Below are 26,170 nucleotides of genomic sequence, written 5' to 3' on the forward strand. Positions count from 1 at the left end.
CGGCACCTGCAATCAATTTCTGTCGTTATGCCCTAGGTCCCGTTGCGGATCGATTTGATCACGCACCCGCTGCTTCAGCTCCTTGGCTTCAGGGAAGCCACCATCGAGCTTGCGCTCCCAAATTTGTGTCCCGTCACAGGTGATATGGAAGGTGCCGCCGAAGGCCGGTACTAACGACACCTTGCCAAGGTCATCGGCGAACGTGGACAGCAGCTCCTGCGCCAGCCAGGCCGCACGCAGCAACCACTGGCATTGAGTGCAATAGGTAATGACGATTTCCGGCTTGGTATCAGGCATGACGAGGCGCTCGGGCGGCTGGCGGGACGCCTATAATAGCCGCCATTTTCGCGTTCCTCCGCCGGTGTTGCCATGTCTCGTCTATTGCTCATGCTGATCCTTCTGATGCCGCTGGCAGGATTCGCCGAATCCCAACCCAAAACCGGTCTGGTGCTTTCCGGCGGCGCGGCGCGCGGGTTGGCGCATATTGGTGTGCTGAAAGCGTTGGAAGAACATGGCGTGCAAATCGACGCGATTGCCGGCACCAGTATGGGCGCGGTAATTGGCGGGCTTTACGCAGCGGGCTATAGCGTTGAAGAACTGGAGAAGCTGGCACTCAGTCTCGATTGGCAGCAGGTGCTGTCGGACGATCCGCCGCGGCAGGACGTGCCGTTCCGACGCAAGCAGGACGATCGAGACTTTCTGGTCAAACGCAAACTCAGCTTCCGCGACGATGGCAGCCTCGGGCTACCGCTCGGCGTCATTCAGGGCCAAAACCTCGCCCTACTGCTCGAGCGTCTCTTGGTGCATACCAGCGACACCCGTGACTTCGACCGTCTGCCGATCCCCTTTCGCGCAGTGGCAACCGACATCGCCAACGACAAGAAGGTGATCTTTCGCAGCGGCCACCTGCCCCAGGCGATCCGCGCCAGCATGTCGATTCCCGCGGTCTTCGCTCCCGTCGAAATAGACGGCCGTCTGCTCGTGGATGGCGGCATGGTCGACAACATTCCGATGGACGTCGCCCGGGACATGGGTGTGGATCGGCTGATCGTGGTGGATATCGGTTCGCCATTGCAGTCGCGCGAGCAATTGCTGACGGTCGTCGATGTGCTCAATCAGTCGATCACCATGATGACGCGACGCAATTCCGAAGAGCAGTTGGCAACCCTGCGTACAGAAGATCTGCTGGTGCAGCCGATGCTGGCGGGATTCGGCTCGACCGATTTCGGTCGTGCGGAACAGCTCATCGACGCCGGATATCGCGCAGCCAGCGCACTGGATGGCCGCCTCGCGGCGATGCGCAGCGACAGCGGTGGCAATCTGGCGTTGAGCCTCGCCCGTTCAGCCGACCCACGCACGCCACTGATTACCGAAGTACGCATCGAGAACGACTCGAAAGTCGGCGATGCGGTCATTCGTCGACACATCCGCCAGCAAGTCGGCAAACGGCTGGATCTGCAGGACCTGCAGAAGGACATGGGCACCCTGTATGGACTGGACTACTTCGAGCAGGTCGAATATCGGGTCGTCCATGGCGATCCAGGCAATACGCTGGTCATCACCACCCGCGAAAAGCGCTCCGGGACCGACTATCTGCGCCTCGGTATCAATCTTTCGGATGATTTTGGTGGTGACAGCGCCTTCAACATCGGCGCGAGCTATCGCAAGAACGGCATCAATGAGCTAGGCGCCGAATGGCTGACGCGCCTACAGCTGGGTGATCACCAGGAACTCTTTAGCGAGTTCTATCAGCCGCTGGATGCCGGCTCACGCTGGTTCGTCGCACCGAACCTGTTTGCCGAGACCCAGAACGTGGAATCAATAACGGATAACGACCCCATCGCCGAGTACCGCCTGCAGCGCTACGGTTATGGGCTCAACCTTGGCCGACAGATCGCCAACAACGGCGAGATCCGTTTTGGTATTGGCCAGGCATGGGGCGAGGCGGATGTCCGAGTTGGCGATCAGCAACTGCCGGAATTCAGTTTCGAGGAAGGCTACTACCAGCTTCAGTATTCGTTCGACACGGTGGACAACGTCGACTTCCCTCGTGAAGGTGAGGATATCGGGCTGACGCTGCGCCAGTATGATCCCGGCCTGGGCTCGGATGAACGCTACAGACAATGGGAGTTCAGCTTGGATAAGGCGGTTAGCCACGGTGTGGATACGCTGGTTTTCGGTGGCCGCTATGGACGTACGCTGGACGATGCGGAGGTCGTTACGTCGAGCTTCTTGCTCGGTGGAGCGAGGCAATTATCGGGCTTTCGCCAGGACGCTCTTTCTGGGCAGAACATCAGCTTGGCGCGCGTGATTTATTTCCGGCGAATGACGCCGCGCTCATTCTTGCCGCTGGATTTTCCACTGTACCTGGGTGCATCACTGGAACGTGGCCGGGCGTGGAACAACGATAACGAGTTCGATAGCGGGTACATCAATGCGGGCAGTGTCTTTATCGGCTACGAAACGCCGCTGGGGCCACTGAATTTCAGCTACGGCCTCAACGATGAAGCCGAGCGCGCCCTGTACATGAACCTTGGGCGCAGTTTCTGATCCGGTGTGCCAGAGGTTGAGGCCCAGAGGCGCTAGCCCGCCGAGGTGATGTTTCAGGCGATCTGAGCGAGCAGCTCGTTGACCTGTCGTCGCTGTTGCTCGTCGCCCTCGGTAGCGAGACTCTCCAGGATCGTGCAAGCACTCTCCATGTCTCCCTGCTTTATATAGGCCACTGCTTGATTGAGGCGAACCAGATGTTCGGGGTTCGGCTCCAGCTGGCGGATTTCCTCCGTTAAAGGCATCGACGCGAACGAGTCAGCGCCTTCCAGCAATGCTGGCAACTCACCCAGCGTCAGCACCTCGTCGAAGTCGTTCAGCCAAAGCTGCGAGGCTGTAGATGATTCGACACTGTCCTCAGACCGGTCGTCCATCACGGAACGATCCTCCGCCGAAACGGACGGCGCCGCCATGGGCTCGTTCAGCGTAAGAGTGAACTCCGCTTCGGCAGCTATCGTCTCCGCAGGGCCCTGCGACGATGCTATCGGTGCCACGGCCGCGGCCAGTGCCGGATGCAACGCCACCAACTGATTCAATTGTGCCAAATCGCCACCTGCCTCTAGGTAGGCAGCTGCGGCACCGTTGTACGCTTCTACGTCGCCTGACTCCGCCACCAATCCGAGCAGGCGCAGACGAAGATCCAGCTGGTCCGGTGCCCGCTCGATGCCCCGCTGCAGCACGTCAAATGCCTCAGCGCGGCGGCCATAGGTGAGATAGATATCGGCGGCTTCTAACACGTCGGTTTCGCTTACCGAGGCATGTGCCGGCTGGCGTGGCATGTCCAAGCCTGCCGTGAGCGTCGACGGCGGCAGCCGCTTCGACAGAATTGGACTATTTGGTACGGCCTCGAGTGCCTTGGTCGCGGACTTGTTACGACGGTTGAACCACAAGCCCCCGAACAACAGCGAAACCAGCACACCTGCGCCAGGCATCGTCCAATCACGCCACCCGTCGTCGCGTGCCGTGCTCATCACGGCTGGCTGCGCAATCGACGGGGCGCTATCAGGCCGCTCTGTCGCGCTTTGCGGCTCAACGATTGACGGCGTTGTGGCAACGGGCGCTGACGGCTCTATTGTCGACGGCTGCTCAATAGCCGCCTCCGGTAGGCTGCGCTGGTTCTGAAGTTGGGCATTGACGCGTTCGAGCTGAAGCTGCAGTTCAACCAGCATCTGTTTCAGCTGCTGATTTTCGTCGCGGCTGGCAGCCAATTCGTCGAACAGCTGCCGGCGCAAAACAGCGACCTGGTCTTCGGCCGCGGTCATCTCGGTTAACTGAGGCATGGGAGTCAACGCGTCGATCGACACTGGCTCAACGGCTTGTTTCACCTGCGCAATGGCAGGCTGCACAGCAACGTCTGGCAGCAGCAGATGTGCACCCGCATTGAGTCGACTCGGGTCGCCATCGGCAAAAGCGTTTGGATTCAGTACCTGGATGTCGTGCATGAATTGCGACAACGAGCTCTGACTGCCTTCTGCCATATACGCATTGGCAACCGTCCACAGATTCTCTCCGCCCGCTACGAGATGACGCTTGCCTAGGGACGCCTGCGGCAAAGCGGCCGGCGGCACGAAACTCGACGACGCGGTATGCACTGGCGAAACCACAGCTTGCGGGACGCTGATAATCGCACGGGTCTCTAACTGCGGCGCGCTAGGCATCGGGTCGAGCAGTACCGTGTATTCGCGCAACAGTCGGCTTTTGGCACGCGTGATTTGTACCAGAAAATTCAGGTAGGGCTCGCGGACCGGCTTGTTGGAAGCGACACGAATACGGCTGCGATTCCCTTCGATCACTGGTGTAAAGGTCAAGTTCTGCAAGAATGCCAGGCGTTCGACACCGATGCGTTCGAAGTCACTGCTGGAGGCCAGCACCACGCGAATGTCCTCTGCCGAGAGTTCGCCCACATCCAGCAAATCAATTTCAGCACTCAGCGGCTGGTTCAACGCCGAATGAAGCGTGATATCGCCCATTCCCAGCGCCGACACCACGCTGGAATAGAGCAGCGAACCGGAGGCTACCAACAATAAAACTCGACGACCAAGGGCCATGTGACCTCCGCGATAAAGGCATCGCTCGGCGCGATTGATCGCCGGCTCGCCTGTTTGAACGCTCAACCTGTGACACGGTTATCGACGGAAACAAGAAAAGATGTATGCAGCCCGTCGGCTATGCGCTAAAGGCATTGTGCCATCATTGACGAATTTGAGCCTAACGTCAAAAGACAGACGGCTACGCTTCGCCGTCTCTCACCTAAGGCGCTAGATATGGTCGCTTGGATACTGAATTACTTGGATACGGACGCGATGCAGCGCAGAGCGGGACTTAACGCCGAGTGCTCGGAGTGGCATGTGAGTTCACGCGCCAAGATAGGGCCGGGCGGGAAGATGCGTCGGGGCGCCCCTGAACGCCCGGCTGAGGCGTGTTTTATCGCTTGATCAAGTTGGCCAGGATGCGTGCATGCACCTGCTGACACTTGCGCAAGTCGTCCTCGTCGATGCCATCGAAGAGTTCTTGCCGGACCTGGTTCGAGATCGCTTCGATCTTTTGAATAAGAGGACGGGCCGGAGCGCCGAGGGTGATCAGCTTCGCCCGGCGGTCTTCGGGCGCAGGCTTGCGGTGCACGAGCCCCTGCGCTTCGAGGCCGTCCAGTAACCGCGCCAATGTCGGCCCCTCGACTGCAACGCTCTGTGCAAGCTCGCGCTGGGTAGGATCGTGATCGAAACGGGCCAGATGAAGCAGAACCAGCCACCGTGCCTGTGAGAGGCCGAGATCCGCCAACCGGCGATCCAGCTCGGCGCGCCAGCTACGCGAAAGTTGCGCCAGCTGCATGGCGAAGCGATGTTGGTCGGGGTACATGGCGCGGGTTTCCTGGAAAAACTAATTATTAGTGAGCTAACCACAGCCCCAAAATACTGGCAAGGCTACCATCAGCCGAGAACGTAACCGTGGATTGCACGAGGCCCGCTCCAGACCTTGTGACCAACAAGCGCAGCGGCAATACGCCGCACTAAAGAAGGTACTGCGCTAGAGCTCGAACTCGGCTTGGAGAGAGGCTCGCACGCAGAACAAAACGGCCTCGGGTACCCGCCCGGCAAACAGCTCGGCTATCGCCGCAACGGGCGGTAGTTCACCCTCGCCATCGAGAAAGGCCTCCTGGATCTCACCGAGCAACTCTTCAGGCAGGTCGAGGGCCTGCTCCAGGCTGAGCTGCTGCTGGCCGATCGCCTCAGCGAGCATGGCGTAGACGTTCTTCTCGCTGCAATCGAGCTGGCGAGCGATCTGTGCCGGGGTCATGCCCGCGCGAGCCAGTGTAATCAGCTCGTGACGAACATCGGCCGGCGATCTGACCACGCTTGCTGTGCCTTGCAGCACCTCAAGAAAAGCCTGGCCATACCGCTCCAACTTGCGCGCGCCGACGCCGCTGATGCGCGCCATGTCACTGAGAGCGCCTGGCTGGCTGCGGAGCATCTCCAGCAAGGTCGCATCCGGGAAGATCACGTAAGGCGGCACGCCATGCTCTTCGGCCAGTTTGCGACGCAAGGTGCGCAACGCCTCCCAGGTTTCGCGCTCTTCGCTGCGCACCAGCTGACTCGCCGCGCTGGTAGCTGACTTCGGCGTCTTGGTAGCCAACTCGCGACGCAGCTCCAACGTGACTTCCCCACGCAGCAATGCGCGGCAGCTGTCACTGAGCCGCAGTCCGCCGAAACCGTCCAGGTCCACATCGGCCAAACCGCGCGCGACCAGCTGGCGGAACAGCGAGCGCCATTCCCCTTCCGACAACGCCTTACCGACACCGAACACCGATAAGTGCTGATGGCCAAGGCTGCGAATTTTTTCATTGTCGCGACCGAGCAGGATATCGACCAGATGCCCGACACCGTAACGCTGACCGCTGCGGTAGATCGCAGACAGCGCCTGACGCGCGGGCTCGGTGGCATTCCAGGTCTGCACGCCATCGACACAGTTGTCGCAATGGCCGCAAGGCTCCGGCATCTGCTCGTCGAAATACGCCAGCAACACCTGACGGCGACAGCGGGTTTCCTCGCACAGCGCCAGCATGGCGTCGAGTTTGTGCTGCTCGATGCGCTTGTGTCGCTCGTCGCCTTCGGAATTGTTGAGCATCTGCTTGAGGAAGATGACGTCCTGCAGGCCGTACGCCATCCAGGCATCGGCAGGTAGGCCATCACGACCCGCACGACCGGTTTCCTGATAGTAAGCCTCCAACGACTTGGGCAAGTCCAGATGCGCGACGAAGCGCACGTTGGGCTTGTCGATGCCCATGCCGAAAGCGATGGTCGCAACCATGATCAGACCTTCCTCATTGAGGAAGCGCTTCTGGTGAAAAGCTCGAAGATCGTTTGGCAACCCGGCGTGATAAGGCAACGCGGGAAAGCCCTGTTCGCTCAGAAACGCCGCGGTTTCATCGACCTTCTTGCGCGACAGGCAATAGACGATGCCTGCATCTCCACGGCGCTCGCTGAGAAAGGCCATCAACTGCTTGCGCGGCTGCTCCTTCGGCACGATGCGATAGAAGATGTTCGGTCGATCGAAACTGGATAGATAGCGTTCTGCGTTTTCCAAATGCAGCCGCTGGACGATCTCTTCCCGTGTTCGCTTGTCCGCTGTCGCCGTCAGGGCAAGCCGCGGCACGCTGGGGAAGAACTCGGCAAGCTGTCCGAGCTGAAGATACTCGGGGCGGAAATCATGGCCCCATTGCGAGACGCAATGGGCCTCGTCGATGGCAAACAAACCGATCTGCAAGCGCTGCAGAAAAGCCAGCATACGCGGCTGGACCAGCCGTTCGGGCGCGAGATAGAGCATCTTGATTTCGTTGCGTCGCAAGCGATCGGCGATCTCGCGCTGCTGCTCCGGGCTCTGTGTGGAATTGAGCGCCACGGCCGCGACGCCAAGCTCCTCGAGCGTAGCCACTTGATCGTCCATCAACGCAATCAACGGCGACACCACTACGGCCAGGCCATCACGAAGCAACGCCGGCACCTGAAAGCAAAGCGACTTACCACCACCGGTCGGCATCAACACCAGGGCGTCGCCGCCATTGGCCACGCGCTCGATGATCGCACCCTGGTTGCCACGAAACGCGTCGTAGCCGAAAACATCTTTGAGAATGCGCTGTGCCTGATCGAGCATGCCGGTCTCCGAAACAAGACGCGCGAGTATACGCGACACCAGCGCGGCGTTCAGGCGGAACACCCTCACGACGCGATGGTCGGACGTGCAAGACTGTTAGGTCCGTTGCGGCGGAACTCCGGAACGATATTTCCATCTGTCGAAGGCGTAGGGCTGAAAAAAACTGACGAGGCCGCTACGGCGCGGATAGCCCGCGGTAGCCGGAGGTCCACGGCTCGTCTAGAATCACCGCTGTTTCCAATCCAAGGTAGTCATCGATGTCATTCGCCGAGCAACTCGCCCGCCTGCAAGTGTTTCTAGATGCAGATGACCTGCATGAAGAGGCGCTGGACTACATCGCCGCGCACGGCTACCTGACCGCCCTGTGCATCTGCTCGGAGCAGGTGCCCGAGCGTGAATGGATCGACGCGCTGTTCGCCGAGCCACCGAAGTACGCTGACGACACCGAGCGCGAAGCCATCGAGGCGACACTCATCCAACTCAAGGCGCATATCGCCCGGCAGTTGGCCAGCGATGAAGACATGGAGCTGCCCTGCGAACTGGAAATGGGTGACGAGCCGGACGAATCCGATATGCGCGGCTGGTGCATCGGCTTCATGGAAGGCGTGTTCATGCGTGAAGCAGTGTGGTTCGAAGAGTCCGAGGAAGAAGTCAGCGAGCTGCTGTTGCCGATCATGGTCGGCTCCGGGCTGTTCGATGAGCAACCCGAGTTCAGCGACATCGCCGCAGACCCGGACTTGGTCGATGAGATGGTCTCGCAGATTCCCGAGATCCTCACAGCGCTTTATCTGATCTGCCACGCCCCCGAAGAAAAGCCAGCGCTACTCAAGCCGCGCCGGCACTGATACGCGGATAGCCTCTTGGCCCACCGCGATATCCCGACGTATCGCAACCCGGTAGCGCGTTACGCGCTACTGGTAGTCGGCTGGCTGAGCGTCGCCCTCGGCGTCATCGGTATTTTCCTGCCGGTCCTACCCACCACGCCGTTTCTCCTGCTCGCGGCTGCCTGTTTCGTACGCAGCTCGCGGCGTTTCTACGAATGGCTGGTGATGCATCCACGGCTCGGGCCCTGGTTCCGGGATTACCTGGAGGGCAACGGCATTCCGCTGAAGGCGAAAATTTACACGATCTCGACGATGTGGTTCAGCATCGGCTTGTCCTGCGGGCTGGTGCCGCTGTTCTGGGCGCGGCTCGGCATGCTTATCAGTGCAACATTGGTGACGCTGTATGTCCTCCGTCTGAAAACCCTTCCACCACGCTGAGCGCTCAGCTTTGCTGGCGGTTCCCATGATGACGCTGATAGATCTCTGCCCCCATAGCGTCGATCTGCGCCTCGATCAAGGCCTCGAATGGCCGCAGCAAGGGATCAAAGCGTCCGGCTCCTTCCAGCGTATTCAATGCCGTCACTATCGCTTCGAGCGTCGACAGCGCACCGGACATCGGCGCCTTGCGCAGTCGATAGCGAGACACCAGCCCCGCCGGCAACGCGACGCGTGGCAGAGCGGCGAGACTTGGATTGAGGTGCAACAATTTGCGGGCCTTGCGCCAGGTGCCGTCTGGCACGATCAATCGCAACGGCTCGACCCTCTTCGCCAGTTGCTCGAGCGGCACGGCATCAACGCCAGGAAATAACAGGAAGCTGTCCGTGCCATCATCGACAGGCAGATCCTCGAACGATTCCCCCACGCGCAACTCGGCATTGGTCAGGCCAAGCGCCGCCAGACGAGCTGTATTCAACGCATGTCCGGTTTCGCTCGGGTGCTGCAAGATCAGTACTTGCGTTCTGCTGGCAAGCGAAGGGATCAGCAAGCACAGACAGTGGCTCAGCGGACGCTGACAGCGCGGGCATTGCGGACGGGACATGACGGCTCCTGCAGGGAGGCAAAGTCTGCCACATCGAGTGAAAACGTGGCGGCAGGCTATGCTGGTCGCTTCATGATAACGAGAAGGCACGTACCGATGATTACGCTGCACCATCTGGAAAATTCCCGCTCGCAACGCGTGCTCTGGCTTTTGGAAGAGTTGCAGCTGCCTTACGAGATCAAACGCTACGCGCGGGACCCGAAAACAATGCTGGCGCCAGCTGAATTGAAAAAAGTGCACCCGCTGGGCAAGTCACCCGTTATCACCGACGGTGAACTGACGTTGGCCGAGTCAGCTGCGATTCTCGAATACCTTGTAGAGCGCTACGGCGACGGCCGACTGACCCCACCAAAAGGCTCTCCGGAATATCTCCGCTTTCGCTACTGGATGCATTATGCGGAGGGCTCGGCCATGCCGCCGCTATTGCTCAAACTTGTATTCGACCGCGTCGCCAAGGGGCCGATGCCATTTTTTATCCGCCCTGTAGCGCGGGCAATCGCCAAGGGTGCCGACAGGGCATTCATCGGCCCGCAACTAAAGCTGCATCTGGACTATATGGAAAGCGAGCTGGAGCAAAATCAATGGTTCGCGGGAGAGGAATTCAGCGTTGCGGATATTCAGATGAGCTTTCCGCTGGAAGCCGCCCGAGCCCGCGCCGGACTGGATGCAAGCCGTCCTCGGCTGACGGCGTTCTTACAACAAATACATGACCGCCCCGCTTATCAACGAGCCGTAGAACGAGGTGGTTCAGTTATGCCAGGGCGCTGAAGAATTCAGCCCCCCGGGTCGATCGGTCATCGAATCAGCGGCGCGGCGTCGCTGATTTGCTTCGCTGGGCGCGAACCGGAATGGGTTGCAGGCGAGGCGGTTCGATAAAGCCAAGCGCCACTGCCAGATTCCAGCACTCACTACTGAGCCATGCTTTCATGGTCTAACCCTCCTGCTTGTAACGGGTCTTGGTGGAGCCTTGGGGCTTCGATATGAGCATAACCCAAGAACTGCATAGCCGCCTGCGGCAGATGTTGCAGTTTATTCATGCGGAGTACCTTCACCCGGCTCTATAAATTGCGACCGGAACAAAAGCTGAGCGTTCAGCGTTTATCACCTGGCGGTCGCTTATTAAGCAGGTTCCTCTTTTCGCCGGTACGGAAAAACATCGATGACCTTGCCATCGGTTATCGCTTGCTGCAGACCTTTCCAGTAGTCGGCGTCATACAGTTCGCCATGCAGCTTGGCGAATAACCGGCGCTGCTTGATATCGGCAAATAGAAAGCGCGGAAATTCTTCCGGGAAGACATCATTCGGACCGACCGAATACCAGGGCTCGGAAGACATTTCATCCTCCGGATAGCGGGGCTCGGGGATGTAGCGGAAATTCACCTCGGTGAGAAAGCAGATCTCGTCGTAGTCGTAGAACACCACCCGACCATGACGAGTCACGCCGAAATTCTTCAGCAGCATATCGCCGGGAAAGATATTGGCAGCAGCGAGTTGCTTGATCGCCAAGCCATAATCTTCCAATGCCTCCTGGACCTGCTGCTCGCTGGCGTTTTCCACGTAAATATTCAACGGCGTCATGCGCCGCTCGGTCCAGCAGTGACGCACCAGCACCGTATCGCCCTGCACCTCGACCGTTGACGGCGCAACTTCTAACAGCTCGGCCAGGCAGTCAGGGGCGAACTTCGACAGAGGAAAACGGAAATCAGCGAACTCCTGGGTATCGGCCATGCGCCCTACCCGGTCGACTCTTTTTACCAGCCGATACTTTTCAATGACGGTTGCGCGGTTGACGTTCTTGGTTGGCGAGAACCGGTCCTTGATGATCTTGAATACCGTATTGAAACCCGGCAGCGTGAACACGCTCATCACCATTCCACGCACGCCCGGCGCCATGATGAAGCGATCATCGGTGGTTGCCAGATGATTGATCAGCGCGCGGTAGAACTCCGATTTGCCATGTTTGTAAAAACCGATGGAGGTATAGAGTTCGGCAATGTGCTTGCCCGGCATGATGCGTTGGAGAAAGCCGATGAATTCTGCCGGAATCGGCACCTCGACCATGAAGTACGAACGGGTGAAGGAAAAGATAATCGAGACTTCCGCCTCATCCGTGATCAGCGCATCGGCGACGATGCCCATGCCCTCGCGGTGCAGCAATGGTATTACCAGCGGCCACTGCTCATCGCGCGTAAAAATTCGTCCGAGCAGATAGGCGCCCTTGTTGCGGTAGAGCACCGAGGAAAAGAGCTCGACGGTAAGTTCAGAGTCTTTGCATACCCAGTCTGGCAAAGACATTTGCAGCTGCGCATCGAGGCGCCGTAGGTCGCCGCTCAGGTCGCCATAGGGCACAGCGAAGGCGAAGTCATCGAGGATTTGCACGAGCGCACTATGAAGGTCACCTTCAGGCCTGTACCGACGCGTCTGTGCCATCCGCTCATGGATACGGCTCGATGGCCGGGTGGTATGGATGAACATGGTGCCGTCGCTGATGCAATCGTGGCTGAACAGCGCACAGAAGATCGAGTTGTACCAGGTCTCGGATAACTCATCATCGAAGCGCGGGTTGATCTGGTCGATATAAGCGCTTTTGATTTGTGGCCAGCGCTGCACTTCCAGCAGAACCTCACGCTGGAATGCCGCACGCAGGGCCGCAGCGGTTTCACCGACTTTTTGCTCGTACAGATTGATACGTGCCGCCGAGGCACGCTGGGCGTCCTGCCACTGCGCCTGCTCGAAGCGAGACCTTGCGCCCGCGGTGATCCGCCTGAAGTGCTCACGATAATCATCGAAGCCCAGCAGGATCTGCCGCGCAATCTCGGCGTCGGACGATGTCTGCACCATGTCGGCTATCTCTGCAGCAACGAAAACCCGAGCTTATCCAGCGGCCGATGGCAATGAAAGCGCCGCAACGAGATCGGAAAAGTTTGAAAGCGTGTTTCGAGTTGCGAGATGAGCAAGTCTCACCAACACTTTGTCGTCCCCTCACCGGAGCCAGTCATGCGCCCTTTAGACTTTCTGCGTCTGCTCAGCCTCGCTGCAATCTGGGGCGCCAGCTTCCTGTTCATGCGCATCATCGCGCCGGAACTCGGAACCTTTCCCACCGCATTTCTCCGTGTACTGTTCGCCTGTATCGGCTTGCTGGGGATACTGGCGATGATGCGGATTCGCTGGGACTTTCACGGCAAACTGAAGCTGTGTTTTATCCTAGGGATGATCAATTCCGGCGTTCCTTTCGCGCTTTATGCGCTGGCCGCGCAGTTTTTGCCGACGGGCTACTCAGCCATATTCAACGCCACCACTCCAATGATGGGTGTGATCATCGGCGCCTTGTTTTTCGCCGAGGAGCTGACAACGACGAAGGTGATCGGCGTGATCTGCGGCCTGAGCGGCGTAGCGCTATTGACGCGTACCGGCCCCGTGGCATTCGACGCGAGCCTGCTGATTGGTGCGCTTGCATGCCTGGGTGCAACCGCCTGCTACGGTTTCGGCGGTTTCCTGACACGCCGCTGGATCAACCAGCACGGCGGGCTGAAAAGCGAGCTAGTAGCCTTTGGTAGCCAGATGGGCGCGGCATTGTGCCTGTTACCGCTGTTCCTGATATCGCTGCTGGCGGCCCCGCCAATATCCTGGGGCGGCGGTACGGTCTGGCTCAGCCTTGTCGGGCTCGGTGTCGTCTGCACCGCCTTCGCCTATATCCTTTATTTCCGGCTGTTGGCTGATATCGGCCCAGTCCGCACGCTGACGGTGACCTTCATCATTCCGCCCTTTGGCGTACTCTGGGGCGCCCTACTGCTCAACGAGCCGCTGTCCTGGGCCTACCTCTATGGTGGTGCGCTGATTGCGGTGGCGCTCTGGCTGGTGCTGAAACAGGCGCCGACCACAACCGTGGCAGCGCCAGAAATCCAGCGCAGCTAGCGCTGGCCGGACGAATGCCGAAACACAAGAACGAGCCCGAGTACGATCAACAGCATGCCTGGCTATAGCCGGGCGGCGCCGAATCGAGCGAACGATCCGGCGTAGCAACCTCTTACTGTTGCAGTTCCTGTTCGCCGAACATATCGGCAAACAGCATGGTGGACAGATAACGCTCGCCGGAATCAGGGAGAATCACCACGATATTCTTGCCCTGCATTTCAGGACGCTCGGCCAGACGCACCGCCGCAGCCATGGCAGCGCCGCAGGAAATACCGCAAAGGATGCCCTCTCCACGCATCAATCGCAGCGCCATCGCCTTGGACTCTTCGTCATCAACGAGCTCGACTTGGTCGACCATTGTCAAATCGAGATTTTTCGGCACGAAACCGGCACCGATTCCCTGAATCTTGTGAGGGCTGGGTTTGACCTCTTGGCCGGCGAGGGTCTGGCTGATCACCGGAGAGCTGGTTGGTTCGACCGCCACGCTAAGAATCTTCTTGCCTTTGGTGTTCTTGATATAGCGTGAAACCCCGGTGATGGTTCCTCCGGTGCCAACACCTGCAACCAGCACATCGATATTGCCTTCGGTGTCGTTCCAGATTTCCGGCCCGGTGGTTTTTTCATGGATCGCCGGGTTCGATGGGTTCTCGAACTGCTGCGGGAGGTAATAGCGCTCGGGATCCGACGCGGCGATTACAGTTGCTTTCTCGATAGCGCCCTTCATGCCCTTCGCCGGTTCGGTGAGCACCAGTTCCGCACCGAGCGCCTTCAGCACCTTGCGCCGCTCCAGGCTCATCGACGCCGGCATGGTCAACATCAATTTGTAGCCGCGCGCCGCCGCGACGAAAGCCAGACCGATTCCGGTATTTCCGGAAGTCGGCTCGATGAGCGTCATGCCCGGCTTGAGGCGGCCACTTTCCTCGGCATCCCAGATCATCGCCGCGCCGATCCGGCATTTGACCGAGTGGGCCGGGTTGCGGCCTTCGATCTTGGCCATGATGCTGACGCCCTTGGGCCCCAGCCGATTGATCATGACCAGCGGTGTGTTACCGATGGCCTGTGCATTGTCAGCAAAGATGCGGCTCATGACTGTGTCCTGCGAGAAGAAAAACAGACTGGTGAGCCTAAGCGCAGTCTCAGGGCTCGTCCAGCCGAACTCACCGATGCGTGCCGGGGTCCACCAACAGGTAAGCAGTTCCATGATGAATCCTCGACCAAACCAGGCCTGTCATGAAAAAACGCTACCAACTTCCGTTGTGGATATTCCTGTCGCTTGCCCTGCTATTGCTGATCGCTCACCTCGCGCTGCCTCATCTGGTGCTCAACTTCCTGAACGACAAGCTCGCCGACATGGGCGAATACAAGGGTCATGTCGAAGATGTCGACTTGGCCTGGTGGCGCGGCGCTTACAAAGTCGATGGGCTCGTTATCGAGAAAAAGAACGAGCAGGTCCAAGCTCCGCTATTCACGGCTCCCTCGATCGATATCGGCGTGAGCTGGCGCGCGCTCTGGCAGGATCAGGCGCTGGTTGGTGAGGTAATTCTGGAACAACCGCAGCTGAATTTCGTCGATGGCGAAGAAGCCGAGGACTCACAAACAGGTGAAGGCGTCGATTGGCGTGAGCGCGTCGAAGCGTTGATACCATTCACTCTGAATGAGCTACGTGTGGTCGACGGCCAGCTGTCGTTTCGTAATTTCGAGGCCGACCCGCCGGTACATGTCTATGCCAACGCGATCAACGCGAGCCTGTACAACCTGACCAATACGGCCAACCGTGAGCAAGGACGTGTCGCCACCTTCGAGGGCACGGCGAAGTTCTTCAATCAGGCTCCCATGGAAGCCACCGCGCACTTCGACCCTTTCACCAACTGGGAAGATTTCGATCTGGACTTACGGATGACCGGCCTGAATCTGACCAAGCTGAACGACTTCAGCAATGCCTATGGCAACTTCGATTTCGCTAGTGGCACTGGCGACTTGGTCATGGAAGTCGAAGCCAACAACGGTCAGTTGGACGGCTATATCAAACCGCTGCTGCACAATGTGGAAGTCTTCAACTTCGAGCAGGACGTCGAAAGTGAGGACAAAGGCTTCTTTCGTGGTATTTGGGAAGCCGTGGTCGGTGCCGGTGAGGAAGTGTTGCAGAACCAGCGCAAGGATCAGTTCGCGACACGCGTAGAGCTTTCCGGCAGCACAAAAAACACCGACGTCAGTCCGTTCCAAGCATTTGTCGCGATCCTGCGAAACGCCTTCGTCGAAGCCTTCTCGGCGCGCTTCGAGCGCTCGCTGAGCGAAGAGGACGAGTAAAACCGAACAGTAGATGCGGCCGCGCACATTCAGTGACTGAATGATCCACTCGCGTTCACAGTGAAGCGCCCATCACTTATAGTCGGTCATCTCACCAAAACATGAAGCGCCTGCGTGCCAGGCCCGATCAAGGAAATCCCGATGAAGTTCGAAGGCACCCAGTCCTACGTCGCCACCGACGACTTGAAACTTGCCGTCAATGCCGCCATCACGCTGGAGCGCCCTCTGCTGGTCAAGGGTGAGCCGGGCACCGGCAAGACCATGCTTGCCGAGCAATTGGCCGAGTCCTTCGGCGCAAAATTGATCACCTGGCACATCAAGTCCACCACCAAGGCGCATCAAGGGCTATATGAATACGATGCGGTGAGCCGGCTGCGAGATTCGCAGCTGGATTCGGACCGCGTACATGACGTGCGCAACTACATCAAGAAAGGCAAGTTGTGGGAGGCCTTCGAATCCGAGCAGCGCGTCATCCTGCTGATCGATGAAATCGATAAGGCCGACATCGAGTTCCCTAACGACCTGCTTCAGGAACTCGACAAGATGGAGTTCTATGTCTACGAGACCAACGAAACCATCAAGGCCAAGCAGCGGCCGATCATCATCATCACCTCGAACAACGAGAAGGAACTGCCTGACGCTTTCCTGCGCCGTTGCTTCTTCCACTACATCGCATTCCCGGATCGTGAAACGCTGCAGAAGATCGTCGACGTGCATTACCCGAACATCAAGAAGGATTTGGTGGCCGAAGCCCTCGATGTGTTCTTCGATGTCCGCAAGGTGCCGGGCTTGAAGAAGAAGCCATCCACCAGTGAGCTGGTCGACTGGCTGAAGCTGCTGATGGCCGACAATATCGGCGAAGCCGTACTGCGCGAACGCGATCCGACCAAGGCCATCCCGCCGCTGGCCGGAGCATTGGTGAAGAACGAGCAGGACGTGCAATTGCTTGAACGTCTGGCGTTCATGAGTCGTCGCGCCAGTCGCTGAACGGCGGCGGCTTCAGACGGAGCCGCTGCGTCACATTACTGGAGAAGAGCCATGCAAACGCATACCGGTAGTTGCCTCTGCGGTGTCGTGCGGTATCGCATCGATGCCCCGATAGACGAATTGACTCACTGCCACTGCAAGATGTGCCGCAAGGCACACGGCGCAGCATTCGCCACCTATGCAAGCGTGCCGCTGGATGCGTTTCACTTTCTCTCAGGCAAGGACCAGTTGGGCGTCTATCACTCTTCTGAACATGTGACGCGGACGTTCTGTATTCGCTGCGGCTCCAATCTGCAGTTCGTCGACAATCGCGAGCACGAGGTCGGCGTCGCGGCCGGTACGCTCGACTCGCCGCTGCCGGTTCCGCCGCAGGAACATATCTTCGTCGGCTCCAAGGCTGACTGGTATGAGATCCGCGATGGGCTCGCCGAACACGACGAAGACCGCTGATTATCAAACGTAATGGTGCTGCCACGACGGCACCTCCTGAGGTTTTGCCATGCTGCTTGGGCTGTTCAATGAGATGCGCGCTGCAAAGGTGCCGGTGTCGGTACGCGAGTTGCTCGATCTGATCAACGCGTTGAAACACAACGTGATTTTTGCCGACATGGACGAGTTCTACTATTTGTCGAGGGCTATCCTGGTCAAGGATGAGCGCCACTTCGATAAGTTCGACCGGGCATTCGGCGCCTACTTCAAAGGGCTGGAAAACCTCAATCAGCACATTGAGGCGCTGATTCCGGAGGAGTGGCTGCGCAAGGAATTTGAGCGTTCGTTGAGCGACGAGGAGCGCGCCAAGATCGAGTCCCTCGGCGGGCTCGACAAGCTGATCGAGGAGTTCAAGAAGCGCCTGGAAGAACAGAAGGAAAAGCATGCCGGTGGCAACAAGTGGATCGGCACCGGCGGCACCAGCCCCTTCGGCTCGGGCGGTTACAATCCCGAAGGTATCCGCATCGGTGACGCCGGCAAGCGCCAGGGCAAGGCGGTGAAGGTCTGGGACCAGCGCGAGTACAAGAACCTCGACGATCAGGTCGAACTGGGCACACGCAATATCAAGGTCGCCCTACGCCGCCTACGCAAGTTCGCCCGCCAGGGCGCGCAGGACGAGCTGGACCTTGACGGCACCATCGACCACACCGCCCGCGACGGCGGCTTGCTGAATATTCAGATGCGCCCAGAGCGGCGCAACGCGGTGAAGCTGCTGATCCTGTTCGATATCGGCGGCTCCATGGACGCTCACGTCAAGGTATGCGAAGAGCTGTTCTCGGCCTGCAAGACCGAGTTCAAGCATCTGGAGTATTTCTATTTCCATAATTTCATCTACGAGTCGGTCTGGAAGAACAACTTCCGCCGTACCTCCGAGCGCACCTCAACGCTCGACCTACTGCACAAGTACGGCGCCGACTACAAGGTGGTGTTCGTAGGCGACGCCGCGATGGCCCCATACGAAGTTACCCAGCCCGGCGGCAGTGTCGAACACTGGAATGAGGAAGCAGGCTACGTCTGGATGCAGCGCTTTATGGAAAAGTACAAAAAGCTCATCTGGATCAACCCTTACCCGAAAGACACTTGGGGCTACACCTCATCCACCGGAATCATCCGTGAGCTGGTTGAGGACCGCATGTATCCCCTGACATTGAGCGGGCTGGAAGAAGGGATGAAGTTTCTAGCTAAATAGCTGCAAGCCCGACTGAACCGCTGGGCGCTTCTACGACTTACCCCTCGGCCGTGGTTACAGCTTGCCGAGAGGTATTCGGTGGCTGGCTGCCAGTCAGATCACCTGGGCTGGATTGATCTTATGGGCGTACTGCAGCAGATCGCCGACCTGCCCGAACAGAGACCTACTCGGGTCGCTTGCTGGACGAAACTACCTGAGCGGTGCGCCGCTGGCGTCGGCGGCGCTGCGGAAACAACGTCCGGCGAGTCAGTACGAAGATACTTTCGGCAATCCAGGCCAGAAGAAGAGCGCAGCTCAGGCCCCAGGTGATCGCCTCCGGCGCCAACATCACCTGGAAGCGATAGCTGCTCCAGACCTGCCCTCTCAAGCTTTGATCGGCACCAATCAGCACATGCCAGGCGCGCGCATACCAAGGTCCTTGCATGATCCGCCATTCGCGATCGAGTAACCGTGCTCGCTCGACGAGCGCCGCAACACTGCGCGCATCACTTTGTATAACCGGATCGTCACTGCCGCGATAGTGCTCCACCAACGCATTCAAATTGCCCTCGAAGAAACGCCCGGCGGTGTCCTGGAAACCTACCAGACCTTGCTGAGCCTCGAGCCGACGAGCCTCAACGTGGTTCCCGTATGCATCGATGAACCCCGGCACCTGGATACCGACCAGCAAGCCAAGGGCAAACAGGGTCAATCGCAGATAGCTTCTCAGCATCACTGCACCTGCCCGCGCGCGACGCATTCGCCAAGTCGCCAGAGCGTCCATTCGCCTGGCTGATGGACGTCCCACTGCTCGTTATCGGTCAAAGGCTCGGTAGCCAGTACGGTCACCACGTCGTTCGGCGTGGTCTCGGCGGTGAAATCAACGGTCAACTCGGCGTCCTTCAGCTGCGCTGGGCCGAAAGGCGCACGGCGTGTTATTTGTGCGAGTTTGGTGGTGCAGAAGCTGAATAACCATTCCCCGTTGCTCAGCAGACAATTGAAAACCCCTTTCGCACGATAGCCGGAGCAGGCATCGAGCAAACGAGGCAGCAGGTCTTCGGCGCTGACACGCTCGGGGAAATCGGTGCGTACACGGTTGAGCAGATCACAGAACGCCGCTTCGCTGTCCGTGTCGCCGACCGGTCGGTAAAACCCAAGCGCCGGGTTGAAATCTGCGAGCTGACCGTTGTGCGCGAAGCACCAGTGCTGCCCCCACAGTTCGCGTACGAATGGATGGGTATTGACCAGCGCAACCTTGCCGACGTTGGCATGACGGATATGACCGATCACGACCTGGCTCTTGATCAGATAATGCTGGACCATCTTCGCCACTTCCGATTCGCAACTGGCTACAGGGTCCTGAAACAAGCGCAAACCGCGGCCTTCGTAGAACGCGATACCCCAGCCATCCTTATGCGGCCCGGTGCGACCGCCGCGCTGCATCAGTCCGGTGAAGCTGAAATGGATATCAGTGGGTACGTTGGCGCTCATGCCGAGCAGTTCACACATGCGCGATCTCCGCAGCGTCTTATGGCATTCAGACCATGGTTTCACATCACAGCCTGGGTTCGGTCCGCGTCTGGTAGCGGCCTACGGGACGGTAATCGTCGTCCTCGTCGTCCTCCAGTCGCTCGCGTAGGGTACGCGGATCCTTACCGGACGCCGACTCCGCACGTCGCTGTTTGCGCCGCCGCTCGATTGGCCAGCGCACTGCCACCAGCGCTGCGTATAGTGCGAATGCGATCAGACCATAGAGCGCCAGATCAGCCACCGCGCGCCAAGCGTTATTGCCGACATTGAACAGCACATCAAGTGCGGTAACTGCCACTGCCGGGGCGAACAGCTCTTTCGCAGGGTCGACGATAGTCGGCGTCAACAGCAGCACGGCAACAAGCAATCGCAGCGGCTCGCGCAGCCACCGCCACATGGGTCGGGTAATGCGGAACCACACCAGCAAACAACCCAGCGCGGCAACCCCATAGGCTGTCCAGGCGAGCAGGTATTCATTAGCGAGTAGGAACATGACGATCTCTTGTATAGGCCGGACGCGCACACCGGCGCTTGACGCCGCGCATGATAACAGCCACGAGCCTGCTGACTGCCAGCAAGCGATGTGATGACACGCTGGTCATGATGCATTCAACGCCGTATAAACGCTGAAAACAAAAAGGGCCATCAGCCCCCAATTGCGCGTCAAGAAGCCATACTTGTCGCATCTGACACATTTAGGAGAGCAATCATGACCTACCAGCATATTCTGGTCGCCACTGACTTGAACGACGAATGCCATCCGGTCGTAGCGCGCGCTCAGGCGCTGGCGACAGCCAGCGGTGCGAAACTGGCGCTGGTCCATGTCATCGAACCCATGGCCATGGCGTTTGGCGGCGATGTTCCGATGGATCTGTCGATGCTCCAGCAACAGCAATTCGATCAAGCCCGGGAGCGCTTGACTGATTTCGCCGATCGCTATCCCAGCCTGACCGCAGAACAACGGCACCTCGCATATGGCCAACCGCGTCAGGAAATTCACCGCCTGGCCAAGGAGCAGGGTTGCGATCTGGTCGTGGTCGGCAGCCACGGCCGCCACGGGTTGTCATTGCTGCTCGGCTCCACCGCCAACGACATTCTCCACGGAGCGCCATGTGACGTTCTCGCGGTACGCTTGAAGAAACCCGAATAGCCCGATACGAGCGCCTGAGCCTGAGCGGCTCAGGCCATTTCCGCGCCCTCGCCAGCGCTCATCACCAATGGCCTGATTTTTTGCAGCTGGGTTTCCAGCGAATAGGTCAGGCTCGATGCCATGGAGAAGAAGGTCAGAAAGGCCTTCAGATTCGAGTCGCCATGGCAAGTATCGTGAATACGCTGCCAGAACGCCTGATTAACCAGTTGCAGTTGCTGGAACGAACGTACCAATCCGCGCAGCTCCCAATCGGCATGCCGTCCTTCGCGCAGGTTGAAGTACTGCCGGGCCAGGTAAAGCGATACCGCCCGCAGCACGAATTCCTGATTGCTGGCGAACGGCAGATGCTGATGCGCCATTGGCTTGAGCTTGCCCAGGACCGGACAGGCACTGGTAGCCATGATTACGCCGAGCAACGCTCGTAACCCTTCCTCCAGCCCCACCAGCTTGTTGTACTCGCGCTCCGGCGTGCGTACACGCACCTGCGCTTTCTTAACGGCTGGCAGACCTTGGAAATCCTCGATTACACGGTGTAGATCTACCGCAGCGGGGCAATGGGTGAAGTTGTCCCGGCTCAGCGGACAGTTGTTGCACTGCTGGTGATCGAGGCGCGTCCATCTGGGCGCCTGCATGGCTGCCTCGTGATCGTAGGCGCGGTCCAGCTCGATCCGGTAGCTGAACTCGTGCTCGTCGTCGAGGACGATGCGGTAATCAATTGCCATCTATGCTCCATCGTAGAGTGCTGACAGATGTAGTTGGGGTTTTCGTGACGGTCCCGCGTCACGCTGCGTAGATGCTGCGGAGTTACTTTACGCGCTGCACCAAGAGGCAGGTGCGGCGCTGAACCGTGGCGAGCCAGGCCACGGTTGCTCGTTCATTCTTCCAGCTCGGCCCAGCGCTCTAGAAATTCGTCGAGCTCCTTCTGCAGTGCTTCAAGGCGAGCTACCGTTTCGCCAGTACGCTCGGCAGTCTGCTGATAGAACGTCGGTTGCGCAATTTCCGCTTGCAAGGCGGCAATGTTTTTTTCGACTGCGTCTATTTTTCCTGGGAGCGCCTCCAATTCGCGCTGCACTTTGTAGCTGAGCTTCTTCTTTGCCGGTGCGGGTTCGGCGATCGCTTGCGTCGCCGGTTTGCTTTTCGGCGTTTCGGCTTTCGCTTCCTTCGTCTCCGCTACGCCGAGCAGCTTTGCCGTACCGCCCTGGCGCAGCCAGTCCTGATACCCGCCCACATACTCACGGACAAGCCCGCCACCTTCGAACACCAAGGTGCTGGTGACCACGTTATCGAGGAATGCCCGGTCGTGACTGACCATCAACACCGTACCCTGGAAACCGAGCAGTACCTCTTCCAGAAGTTCGAGGGTTTCCACGTCGAGATCGTTGGTCGGTTCGTCGAGCACCAGCAGGTTGGCAGGCTTGCTGAACAGCTTGGCGAGCAAGAGCCGTGCCCGTTCGCCGCCAGACAGCGCCTTGACTGGGGTGCGCGCACGTTGCGGGCTGAACAGGAAGTCACCGAGATAACTGAGAACATGGCGATTCTGACCATCGATGGTGATGAAGTCGCGGCCCTCGGCAACGTTATCGATGACGGTCTTTTCCAGCTCCAGTTGGTGACGCAATTGGTCGAAATACGCCACTTCAAGCTTGGTGCCGGCCTCGACTGTACCGCTGGTAGGCTGCAGATCGCCGAGCAATAGTTTGAGCAACGTTGTCTTGCCGGTTCCGTTGGCACCAAGCAAACCGATACGGTCGCCGCGCTGCAGCACCATTGAGAAGTCCCGGATGAGCAGCTCCCCACCGGGATGACCGAAGCTCGCATGCTCGACGACGATTACCTGTTTGCCGGACTTCTCCGCCGCATCGATCTGGATATTGGCCTTGCCCTGATGTTCACGGCGCTCGCTACGCTCAGCACGCAATGCTTTCAGCGCGCGGACGCGTCCTTCGTTGCGGGTGCGGCGGGCCTTGATGCCCTGGCGAATCCACACTTCCTCCTGGGCAAGCTTCTTGTCAAATAGCGCATTGGCGGTCTCTTCGGCCGCCATCTGCTGCTCCTTGTGCACCAGGAAGCTGGCGTAATCGCCATTCCAGTCGATCATGTGGCCACGATCCAGCTCAAGAATGCGGGTCGCCAGATTCTGCAAGAACGCGCGATCGTGAGTAATGAACAGTACAGCGCCATTGAAGCCGGTCAGCGCCTCTTCCAGCCAGGCGATGGCGCCGATATCCAGATGGTTGGTCGGCTCGTCCAGCAACAGCAGATCGGGCTCGGATACCAGCGCCTGAGCGAGCAGGACGCGTCGGCGCCATCCGCCGGAAAGCTCGGCCAGGGTTTTATCGGCCGGTAGCTGCAAGCGGCTCAGGGTACTGTCGACTAACTGCTGCAGGCGCCAACCGTCCTTCGCTTCGAGTTCCTGTTGGACATGCATGAGCTTGTCCAGATCGGCTTCGTTCTGGATGTTCTGGCTCAGGTGATGGTAATCAGCAAGCAATTGTCCGACCCCAGACAGCCCTTCGGCCACCACGTCGAATACGGTGCGCGCGTCGGCAAGTGGGAGCTCCTGGGGTAGCTCGCCGATCTTCAGACCCGGCGCGCGCCAGATCTCGCCATCGTCCGGCAACTGGCTACCCTTGACCAGGCTCAGCATGCTGGATTTACCGGTCCCGTTGCGGCCGATGATGCAAACCCGCTCACCCCGCGCAATCTGCCAGGACACTCCATCGAGCAATGGATTGTTGCCATAGGCGAGGGACACATCGGTCAACTTGAGCAGGGTCATGATTACCTCCGGAAAACAGGGCGCGCAGTCTAGCAGAAGGCGCCTATCAGCCGGGCGCTACCGAACGCCTGAGGCCGGCCAGTTTGTACGTTTCGAACACGACCGTTCGTCGCTGTTCAGGGCGCCATCCAGAGCTGTTGCGCCTGTTCTGATGTACGTTCGTCGGAAGTCTCCCTTTGTTTGGCTCAAGAGCTTAATCCGCATTTTAACTGCCCGATGGGCCGCGCTAAGCTAGCCGAAATCCCCCTGTCCCCGTCTTCGGAAGTCTCATGCGCGGTCGACTCTCCTGTATTTGTTTTTACCTGCTGTTCACTGCTCTCACTCTCGAAACCACTCAAGCCGCCAGCCTCCAACAGCAACGTCAATACTACGACGAGGCCAAGCGGGCCTTGGCCAAGGGCGACAGTGGGCCGTACCGTCGCTACGCCAGCGCGCTTCGGGATTATCCGCTCGAACCTTACCTGGCTTACGACGAGTTGACGGCACGTCTCAAGACCGCCAGCAATGACGAAGTCGAGAAATTTCTCGCCGAACATGGCGACCTGCCTCAGGCCAGCTGGATGAAGCTGCGCTGGCTGCGACTACTGGCTGCTCGCGGTGATTGGCGTCCATTCGTCGCGCATTACGATCCGAAAATGAATTTCGCTGAGCTCGATTGCCTGTTCGGCCAGTACCAACTAAGCAGCGGCCAAACACAGCAGGGCTATGAGACGGCCGAGCGGCTCTGGCTGGTCGGCAAGTCGCAGCACAACGCCTGCGATGCTCTATTCGAACGCTGGGCGGACGCGGGACAGCTCACCGAGGAATTGCGCTGGAAACGCGCCAAGCTTGCGGTCGAGAGCGGTAATTACGGCCTGGCCAACTTCCTGGTGAAAAACCTGCCGACACTGAAAAAGCAGGGCGAATTGCTCATCGGTGTCGCGCAGAAGCCGCAAATGCTCAGTCACCCGGATCGTTTCACGCCGGCCACCCCAGCCATGGGCGATATCGTCTCGATTGGTCTGCGCCGGCTGGCGCGCAAGGATCCGGAACAGGCGCTCGAACTGCTCGACAGTTATGCCAGACGCATGTCGTTTTCGGCGGACGAGAAAGTCGCGATCGCCCGACAGATCGGCCTCACCCTGGCCAAACGCTTCGACGCGCGCGCGCTGAAAGTAATGGCTGAGTATGACCCGGAGCTACGCGACAACACCGTCAGTGAATGGCGTGCTCGCCTGCTGTTACGTTTGGGACGCTGGGATGATGTCTACGCGCTGACTCAGCGATTCCCCGAAGAACTCGCCAGCAGCAACCGTTGGCGCTACTGGAAGGCGCGAAGCCTGGAGCTGGCGCAGCCCAACAGCAAGCAGGCTGCCCAGCTATACCAGCCGGTTGCCAGCGAGCGGGACTTTTACGGATTCCTTGCTGCGGACCGCATTCAGGCACCCTACAAGCTTAACCACCAGCCACTGGCGCTCGGTCCGAAGCTGGTGCAGAAGGTCCGCAATACCGCGGGCATTCGTCGCGCCATGGAATTTCATGCCCGCGGGCAAATCGTCGACGGTCGTCGCGAGTGGTATCACGTCAGCCGTTTGTTCAGCCGCGACGAACTGGTCGCCCAGGCGCGCCTGGCCTATGAGATGGAGTGGTTCTTCCCGGCAATCCGTACCATCAGCCAGGCGAAATACTGGGACGATCTGGATATCCGCTTTCCCATGGCCCATCGCAGCAGCATAGTAAATGCCGCAAAAGCGCGGGAGATTCATCCGAGCTGGGTATTTGCCATCACCCGTCAGGAAAGCGGGTTCATGGCTGATGCACGATCCCCTGTCGGCGCCACAGGGCTGATGCAATTAATGCCGGCCACTGCAAAGGAGACCGCCAAGCGCTTCGACATCCCGCTGTCATCACCGCGGCAGGTGCTCAATCCTAACGTCAACATCCAGTTGGGTGCGGCCTACCTCAGCCAAATTTACGGTCAGTTCAATGGCAATCGGGTGTTGGCCTCGGCTGCCTATAACGCCGGGCCTGGCCGCGTCCGGCAATGGTTGAAAAACGCCGAGCATTTGCCCTTCGACGTCTGGGTCGAAAACATCCCGTTCGATGAAACCCGCCAGTACGTGCAGAACGTACTGACCTATGCGGTCATTTACGGGCAGAAGCTCAACGCACCACAGTCATTGGTCGAGTGGCACGAGCGCTACTTCGATGGTCAATGATGCGTCGAACCCCTGCACCGCCCGCCCCGTTCCATGAATTGATCGGATGGCTGGCCCAGGCCTAACGCTTTACGGGGCGGAAGCTAGCA

At 59.0% G+C, this 26,170-nt stretch carries 24 protein-coding genes; 11 read left to right on the forward strand and 13 right to left on the reverse strand.

From position 1 onward, the window contains the following. Nucleotides 1-12: 12 nt before the first annotated feature. A complete protein-coding gene (locus NAV33_RS06880; RefSeq protein WP_255978276.1) occupies nt 13-297 on the reverse strand; it encodes a SelT/SelW/SelH family protein in 285 nt (94 codons plus the stop codon). Nucleotides 298-369: 72 nt separating this feature from the next. Between NAV33_RS06880 and NAV33_RS06885 the strand changes: the two genes are divergently transcribed. Continuing rightward, entirely contained in the window at nt 370-2,550 is a 2,181-nt protein-coding gene (locus NAV33_RS06885; RefSeq protein WP_255978278.1) for a patatin-like phospholipase family protein, read from the forward strand. 53 nt (nt 2,551-2,603) lie between these two features. On the opposite strand, the gene NAV33_RS06890 is transcribed toward NAV33_RS06885, so the two are convergent. From NAV33_RS06890 to recQ, 3 genes are all read right to left on the reverse strand, one after another. Beyond that, nucleotides 2,604-4,595: a FimV/HubP family polar landmark protein gene (locus tag NAV33_RS06890; RefSeq protein ID WP_255978280.1), complete on the reverse strand. Its 1,992-nt coding sequence runs from the start codon at nt 4,593-4,595 to the stop codon at nt 2,604-2,606. Between the two features lie 376 nt (nt 4,596-4,971). Beyond that, a complete protein-coding gene (locus tag NAV33_RS06895; protein WP_255978283.1) occupies nt 4,972-5,403 on the reverse strand; it encodes a MarR family transcriptional regulator in 432 nt (143 codons plus the stop codon). A 168-nt stretch (nt 5,404-5,571) separates the two neighbouring features. Continuing rightward, complete coding sequence (gene recQ / locus NAV33_RS06900) at nt 5,572-7,695, reverse strand: DNA helicase RecQ (protein ID WP_255978285.1); 2,124 nt, start codon at nt 7,693-7,695, stop codon at nt 5,572-5,574. Nucleotides 7,696-7,952: 257 nt separating this feature from the next. Between recQ and NAV33_RS06905 the strand changes: the two genes are divergently transcribed. Further along, complete coding sequence (locus NAV33_RS06905; protein ID WP_255978287.1) at nt 7,953-8,540, forward strand: YecA family protein; 588 nt, start codon at nt 7,953-7,955, stop codon at nt 8,538-8,540. Between the two features lie 15 nt (nt 8,541-8,555). Next, entirely contained in the window at nt 8,556-8,957 is a 402-nt protein-coding gene (locus NAV33_RS06910; RefSeq protein ID WP_255978289.1) for a YbaN family protein, read from the forward strand. Nucleotides 8,958-8,961: 4 nt separating this feature from the next. Here the strand turns inward: NAV33_RS06910 and NAV33_RS06915 are convergent, their stop codons facing one another. Next, nucleotides 8,962-9,558 carry a tRNA-uridine aminocarboxypropyltransferase gene (locus NAV33_RS06915; RefSeq protein WP_255978291.1) on the reverse strand — a complete coding sequence of 199 codons (597 nt, stop codon included), beginning with the start codon at nt 9,556-9,558 and terminating at the stop codon, nt 8,962-8,964. A gap of 96 nt (nt 9,559-9,654) precedes the next feature. On the opposite strand from NAV33_RS06915, the gene NAV33_RS06920 reads away from it, so the two are divergent. Then, nucleotides 9,655-10,326 carry a glutathione S-transferase gene (locus NAV33_RS06920; RefSeq protein ID WP_255979286.1) on the forward strand — a complete coding sequence of 224 codons (672 nt, stop codon included), beginning with the start codon at nt 9,655-9,657 and terminating at the stop codon, nt 10,324-10,326. Between the two features lie 34 nt (nt 10,327-10,360). On the opposite strand, the gene NAV33_RS06925 is transcribed toward NAV33_RS06920, so the two are convergent. Together NAV33_RS06925 and aceK are read right to left on the reverse strand one after the other, a co-directional pair. Continuing rightward, complete coding sequence (locus tag NAV33_RS06925; protein WP_255978293.1) at nt 10,361-10,486, reverse strand: PA1414 family protein; 126 nt, start codon at nt 10,484-10,486, stop codon at nt 10,361-10,363. Between the two features lie 191 nt (nt 10,487-10,677). Further along, nucleotides 10,678-12,399 (reverse strand): bifunctional isocitrate dehydrogenase kinase/phosphatase, encoded by a 1,722-nt coding sequence (gene aceK / locus NAV33_RS06930; protein ID WP_255978295.1) that lies wholly within the window; start codon nt 12,397-12,399, stop codon nt 10,678-10,680. Nucleotides 12,400-12,555: 156 nt separating this feature from the next. Between aceK and NAV33_RS06935 the strand changes: the two genes are divergently transcribed. Continuing rightward, nucleotides 12,556-13,473: a DMT family transporter gene (locus NAV33_RS06935; RefSeq protein WP_255978297.1), complete on the forward strand. Its 918-nt coding sequence runs from the start codon at nt 12,556-12,558 to the stop codon at nt 13,471-13,473. A 112-nt stretch (nt 13,474-13,585) separates the two neighbouring features. On the opposite strand, the gene cysK is transcribed toward NAV33_RS06935, so the two are convergent. Then, nucleotides 13,586-14,560 (reverse strand): cysteine synthase A, encoded by a 975-nt coding sequence (gene cysK / locus NAV33_RS06940; RefSeq protein ID WP_255979288.1) that lies wholly within the window; start codon nt 14,558-14,560, stop codon nt 13,586-13,588. Nucleotides 14,561-14,703: 143 nt separating this feature from the next. On the opposite strand from cysK, the gene NAV33_RS06945 reads away from it, so the two are divergent. The 4 genes from NAV33_RS06945 (at nt 14,704) to NAV33_RS06960 (ending at nt 18,445) form a co-directional block, all read left to right on the forward strand. Beyond that, nucleotides 14,704-15,780, forward strand: coding sequence for a DUF748 domain-containing protein (locus NAV33_RS06945; RefSeq protein ID WP_255978299.1), 1,077 nt, complete (start codon nt 14,704-14,706; stop codon nt 15,778-15,780). A 141-nt stretch (nt 15,781-15,921) separates the two neighbouring features. Then, entirely contained in the window at nt 15,922-16,767 is an 846-nt protein-coding gene (locus NAV33_RS06950; RefSeq protein WP_255978301.1) for an AAA family ATPase, read from the forward strand. A gap of 51 nt (nt 16,768-16,818) precedes the next feature. Then, complete coding sequence (locus NAV33_RS06955) at nt 16,819-17,217, forward strand: GFA family protein (protein WP_255978304.1); 399 nt, start codon at nt 16,819-16,821, stop codon at nt 17,215-17,217. Between the two features lie 49 nt (nt 17,218-17,266). Continuing rightward, nucleotides 17,267-18,445: a vWA domain-containing protein gene (locus tag NAV33_RS06960; RefSeq protein ID WP_255978306.1), complete on the forward strand. Its 1,179-nt coding sequence runs from the start codon at nt 17,267-17,269 to the stop codon at nt 18,443-18,445. A 163-nt stretch (nt 18,446-18,608) separates the two neighbouring features. Here the strand turns inward: NAV33_RS06960 and NAV33_RS06965 are convergent, their stop codons facing one another. The 3 genes from NAV33_RS06965 to NAV33_RS06975 are packed head-to-tail and all read right to left on the reverse strand — an operon-like array spanning nt 18,609 to nt 20,447. Next, nucleotides 18,609-19,157 carry a DUF2937 family protein gene (locus NAV33_RS06965; protein ID WP_255978308.1) on the reverse strand — a complete coding sequence of 183 codons (549 nt, stop codon included), beginning with the start codon at nt 19,155-19,157 and terminating at the stop codon, nt 18,609-18,611. Beyond that, entirely contained in the window at nt 19,157-19,933 is a 777-nt protein-coding gene (locus NAV33_RS06970) for a class II glutamine amidotransferase (protein ID WP_255978310.1), read from the reverse strand. Before NAV33_RS06970 ends, NAV33_RS06965 begins: the two co-directional genes overlap by 1 nt. Before the next feature lie 46 nt (nt 19,934-19,979). Further along, on the reverse strand, nt 19,980-20,447 hold the full coding sequence (locus NAV33_RS06975; protein WP_255978312.1) for an MFS transporter: 468 nt from the start codon (nt 20,445-20,447) through the stop codon (nt 19,980-19,982). A 216-nt stretch (nt 20,448-20,663) separates the two neighbouring features. Here NAV33_RS06975 and NAV33_RS06980 point away from each other — a divergent pair, with 216 nt between their 5' ends. Further along, nucleotides 20,664-21,104, forward strand: a complete 441-nt coding sequence (locus NAV33_RS06980) for a universal stress protein (RefSeq protein ID WP_255978315.1) — start codon at nt 20,664-20,666, stop codon at nt 21,102-21,104. Between the two features lie 29 nt (nt 21,105-21,133). Here NAV33_RS06980 and NAV33_RS06985 read toward each other — a convergent pair whose 3' ends face one another. Beyond that, nucleotides 21,134-21,826 (reverse strand): DUF6901 family protein, encoded by a 693-nt coding sequence (locus NAV33_RS06985; protein ID WP_255978317.1) that lies wholly within the window; start codon nt 21,824-21,826, stop codon nt 21,134-21,136. 152 nt (nt 21,827-21,978) lie between these two features. Next, entirely contained in the window at nt 21,979-23,883 is a 1,905-nt protein-coding gene (locus tag NAV33_RS06990; RefSeq protein ID WP_255978319.1) for an ATP-binding cassette domain-containing protein, read from the reverse strand. Between the two features lie 269 nt (nt 23,884-24,152). Here NAV33_RS06990 and NAV33_RS06995 point away from each other — a divergent pair, with 269 nt between their 5' ends. After that, nucleotides 24,153-26,081 (forward strand): transglycosylase SLT domain-containing protein, encoded by a 1,929-nt coding sequence (locus NAV33_RS06995; protein WP_255978322.1) that lies wholly within the window; start codon nt 24,153-24,155, stop codon nt 26,079-26,081. Nucleotides 26,082-26,170 lie beyond the last annotated feature (89 nt).

The sequence above is a fragment of the Stutzerimonas stutzeri genome, assembly GCF_024448715.1.
GTDB classification, from domain to species: domain Bacteria; phylum Pseudomonadota; class Gammaproteobacteria; order Pseudomonadales; family Pseudomonadaceae; genus Stutzerimonas; species Stutzerimonas stutzeri_AR.

Excerpts from the sequence above, each read along its gene's own strand:
- NAV33_RS06880 (WP_255978276.1), bottom strand. The coding sequence starts at position 297 with ATGCCTGATACCAAGCCGGAAATCGTCATTACCTATTGCACTCAATGC.
- NAV33_RS06885 (WP_255978278.1), top strand. The coding sequence starts at position 370 with ATGTCTCGTCTATTGCTCATGCTGATCCTTCTGATGCCGCTGGCAGGA.
- NAV33_RS06890 (WP_255978280.1), bottom strand. The coding sequence starts at position 4,595 with ATGGCCCTTGGTCGTCGAGTTTTATTGTTGGTAGCCTCCGGTTCGCTG.
- NAV33_RS06895 (WP_255978283.1), bottom strand. The coding sequence starts at position 5,403 with ATGTACCCCGACCAACATCGCTTCGCCATGCAGCTGGCGCAACTTTCG.
- recQ (WP_255978285.1), bottom strand. The coding sequence starts at position 7,695 with ATGCTCGATCAGGCACAGCGCATTCTCAAAGATGTTTTCGGCTACGAC.
- NAV33_RS06905 (WP_255978287.1), top strand. The coding sequence starts at position 7,953 with ATGTCATTCGCCGAGCAACTCGCCCGCCTGCAAGTGTTTCTAGATGCA.
- NAV33_RS06915 (WP_255978291.1), bottom strand. The coding sequence starts at position 9,558 with ATGTCCCGTCCGCAATGCCCGCGCTGTCAGCGTCCGCTGAGCCACTGT.
- NAV33_RS06920 (WP_255979286.1), top strand. The coding sequence starts at position 9,655 with ATGATTACGCTGCACCATCTGGAAAATTCCCGCTCGCAACGCGTGCTC.
- NAV33_RS06925 (WP_255978293.1), bottom strand. The coding sequence starts at position 10,486 with ATGAAAGCATGGCTCAGTAGTGAGTGCTGGAATCTGGCAGTGGCGCTT.
- aceK (WP_255978295.1), bottom strand. The coding sequence starts at position 12,399 with ATGGTGCAGACATCGTCCGACGCCGAGATTGCGCGGCAGATCCTGCTG.
- NAV33_RS06935 (WP_255978297.1), top strand. The coding sequence starts at position 12,556 with ATGCGCCCTTTAGACTTTCTGCGTCTGCTCAGCCTCGCTGCAATCTGG.
- cysK (WP_255979288.1), bottom strand. The coding sequence starts at position 14,560 with ATGAGCCGCATCTTTGCTGACAATGCACAGGCCATCGGTAACACACCG.
- NAV33_RS06945 (WP_255978299.1), top strand. The coding sequence starts at position 14,704 with ATGAAAAAACGCTACCAACTTCCGTTGTGGATATTCCTGTCGCTTGCC.
- NAV33_RS06950 (WP_255978301.1), top strand. The coding sequence starts at position 15,922 with ATGAAGTTCGAAGGCACCCAGTCCTACGTCGCCACCGACGACTTGAAA.
- NAV33_RS06955 (WP_255978304.1), top strand. The coding sequence starts at position 16,819 with ATGCAAACGCATACCGGTAGTTGCCTCTGCGGTGTCGTGCGGTATCGC.
- NAV33_RS06960 (WP_255978306.1), top strand. The coding sequence starts at position 17,267 with ATGCTGCTTGGGCTGTTCAATGAGATGCGCGCTGCAAAGGTGCCGGTG.
- NAV33_RS06965 (WP_255978308.1), bottom strand. The coding sequence starts at position 19,157 with ATGCTGAGAAGCTATCTGCGATTGACCCTGTTTGCCCTTGGCTTGCTG.
- NAV33_RS06970 (WP_255978310.1), bottom strand. The coding sequence starts at position 19,933 with ATGTGTGAACTGCTCGGCATGAGCGCCAACGTACCCACTGATATCCAT.
- NAV33_RS06975 (WP_255978312.1), bottom strand. The coding sequence starts at position 20,447 with ATGTTCCTACTCGCTAATGAATACCTGCTCGCCTGGACAGCCTATGGG.
- NAV33_RS06980 (WP_255978315.1), top strand. The coding sequence starts at position 20,664 with ATGACCTACCAGCATATTCTGGTCGCCACTGACTTGAACGACGAATGC.
- NAV33_RS06985 (WP_255978317.1), bottom strand. The coding sequence starts at position 21,826 with ATGGCAATTGATTACCGCATCGTCCTCGACGACGAGCACGAGTTCAGC.
- NAV33_RS06990 (WP_255978319.1), bottom strand. The coding sequence starts at position 23,883 with ATGACCCTGCTCAAGTTGACCGATGTGTCCCTCGCCTATGGCAACAAT.
- NAV33_RS06995 (WP_255978322.1), top strand. The coding sequence starts at position 24,153 with ATGCGCGGTCGACTCTCCTGTATTTGTTTTTACCTGCTGTTCACTGCT.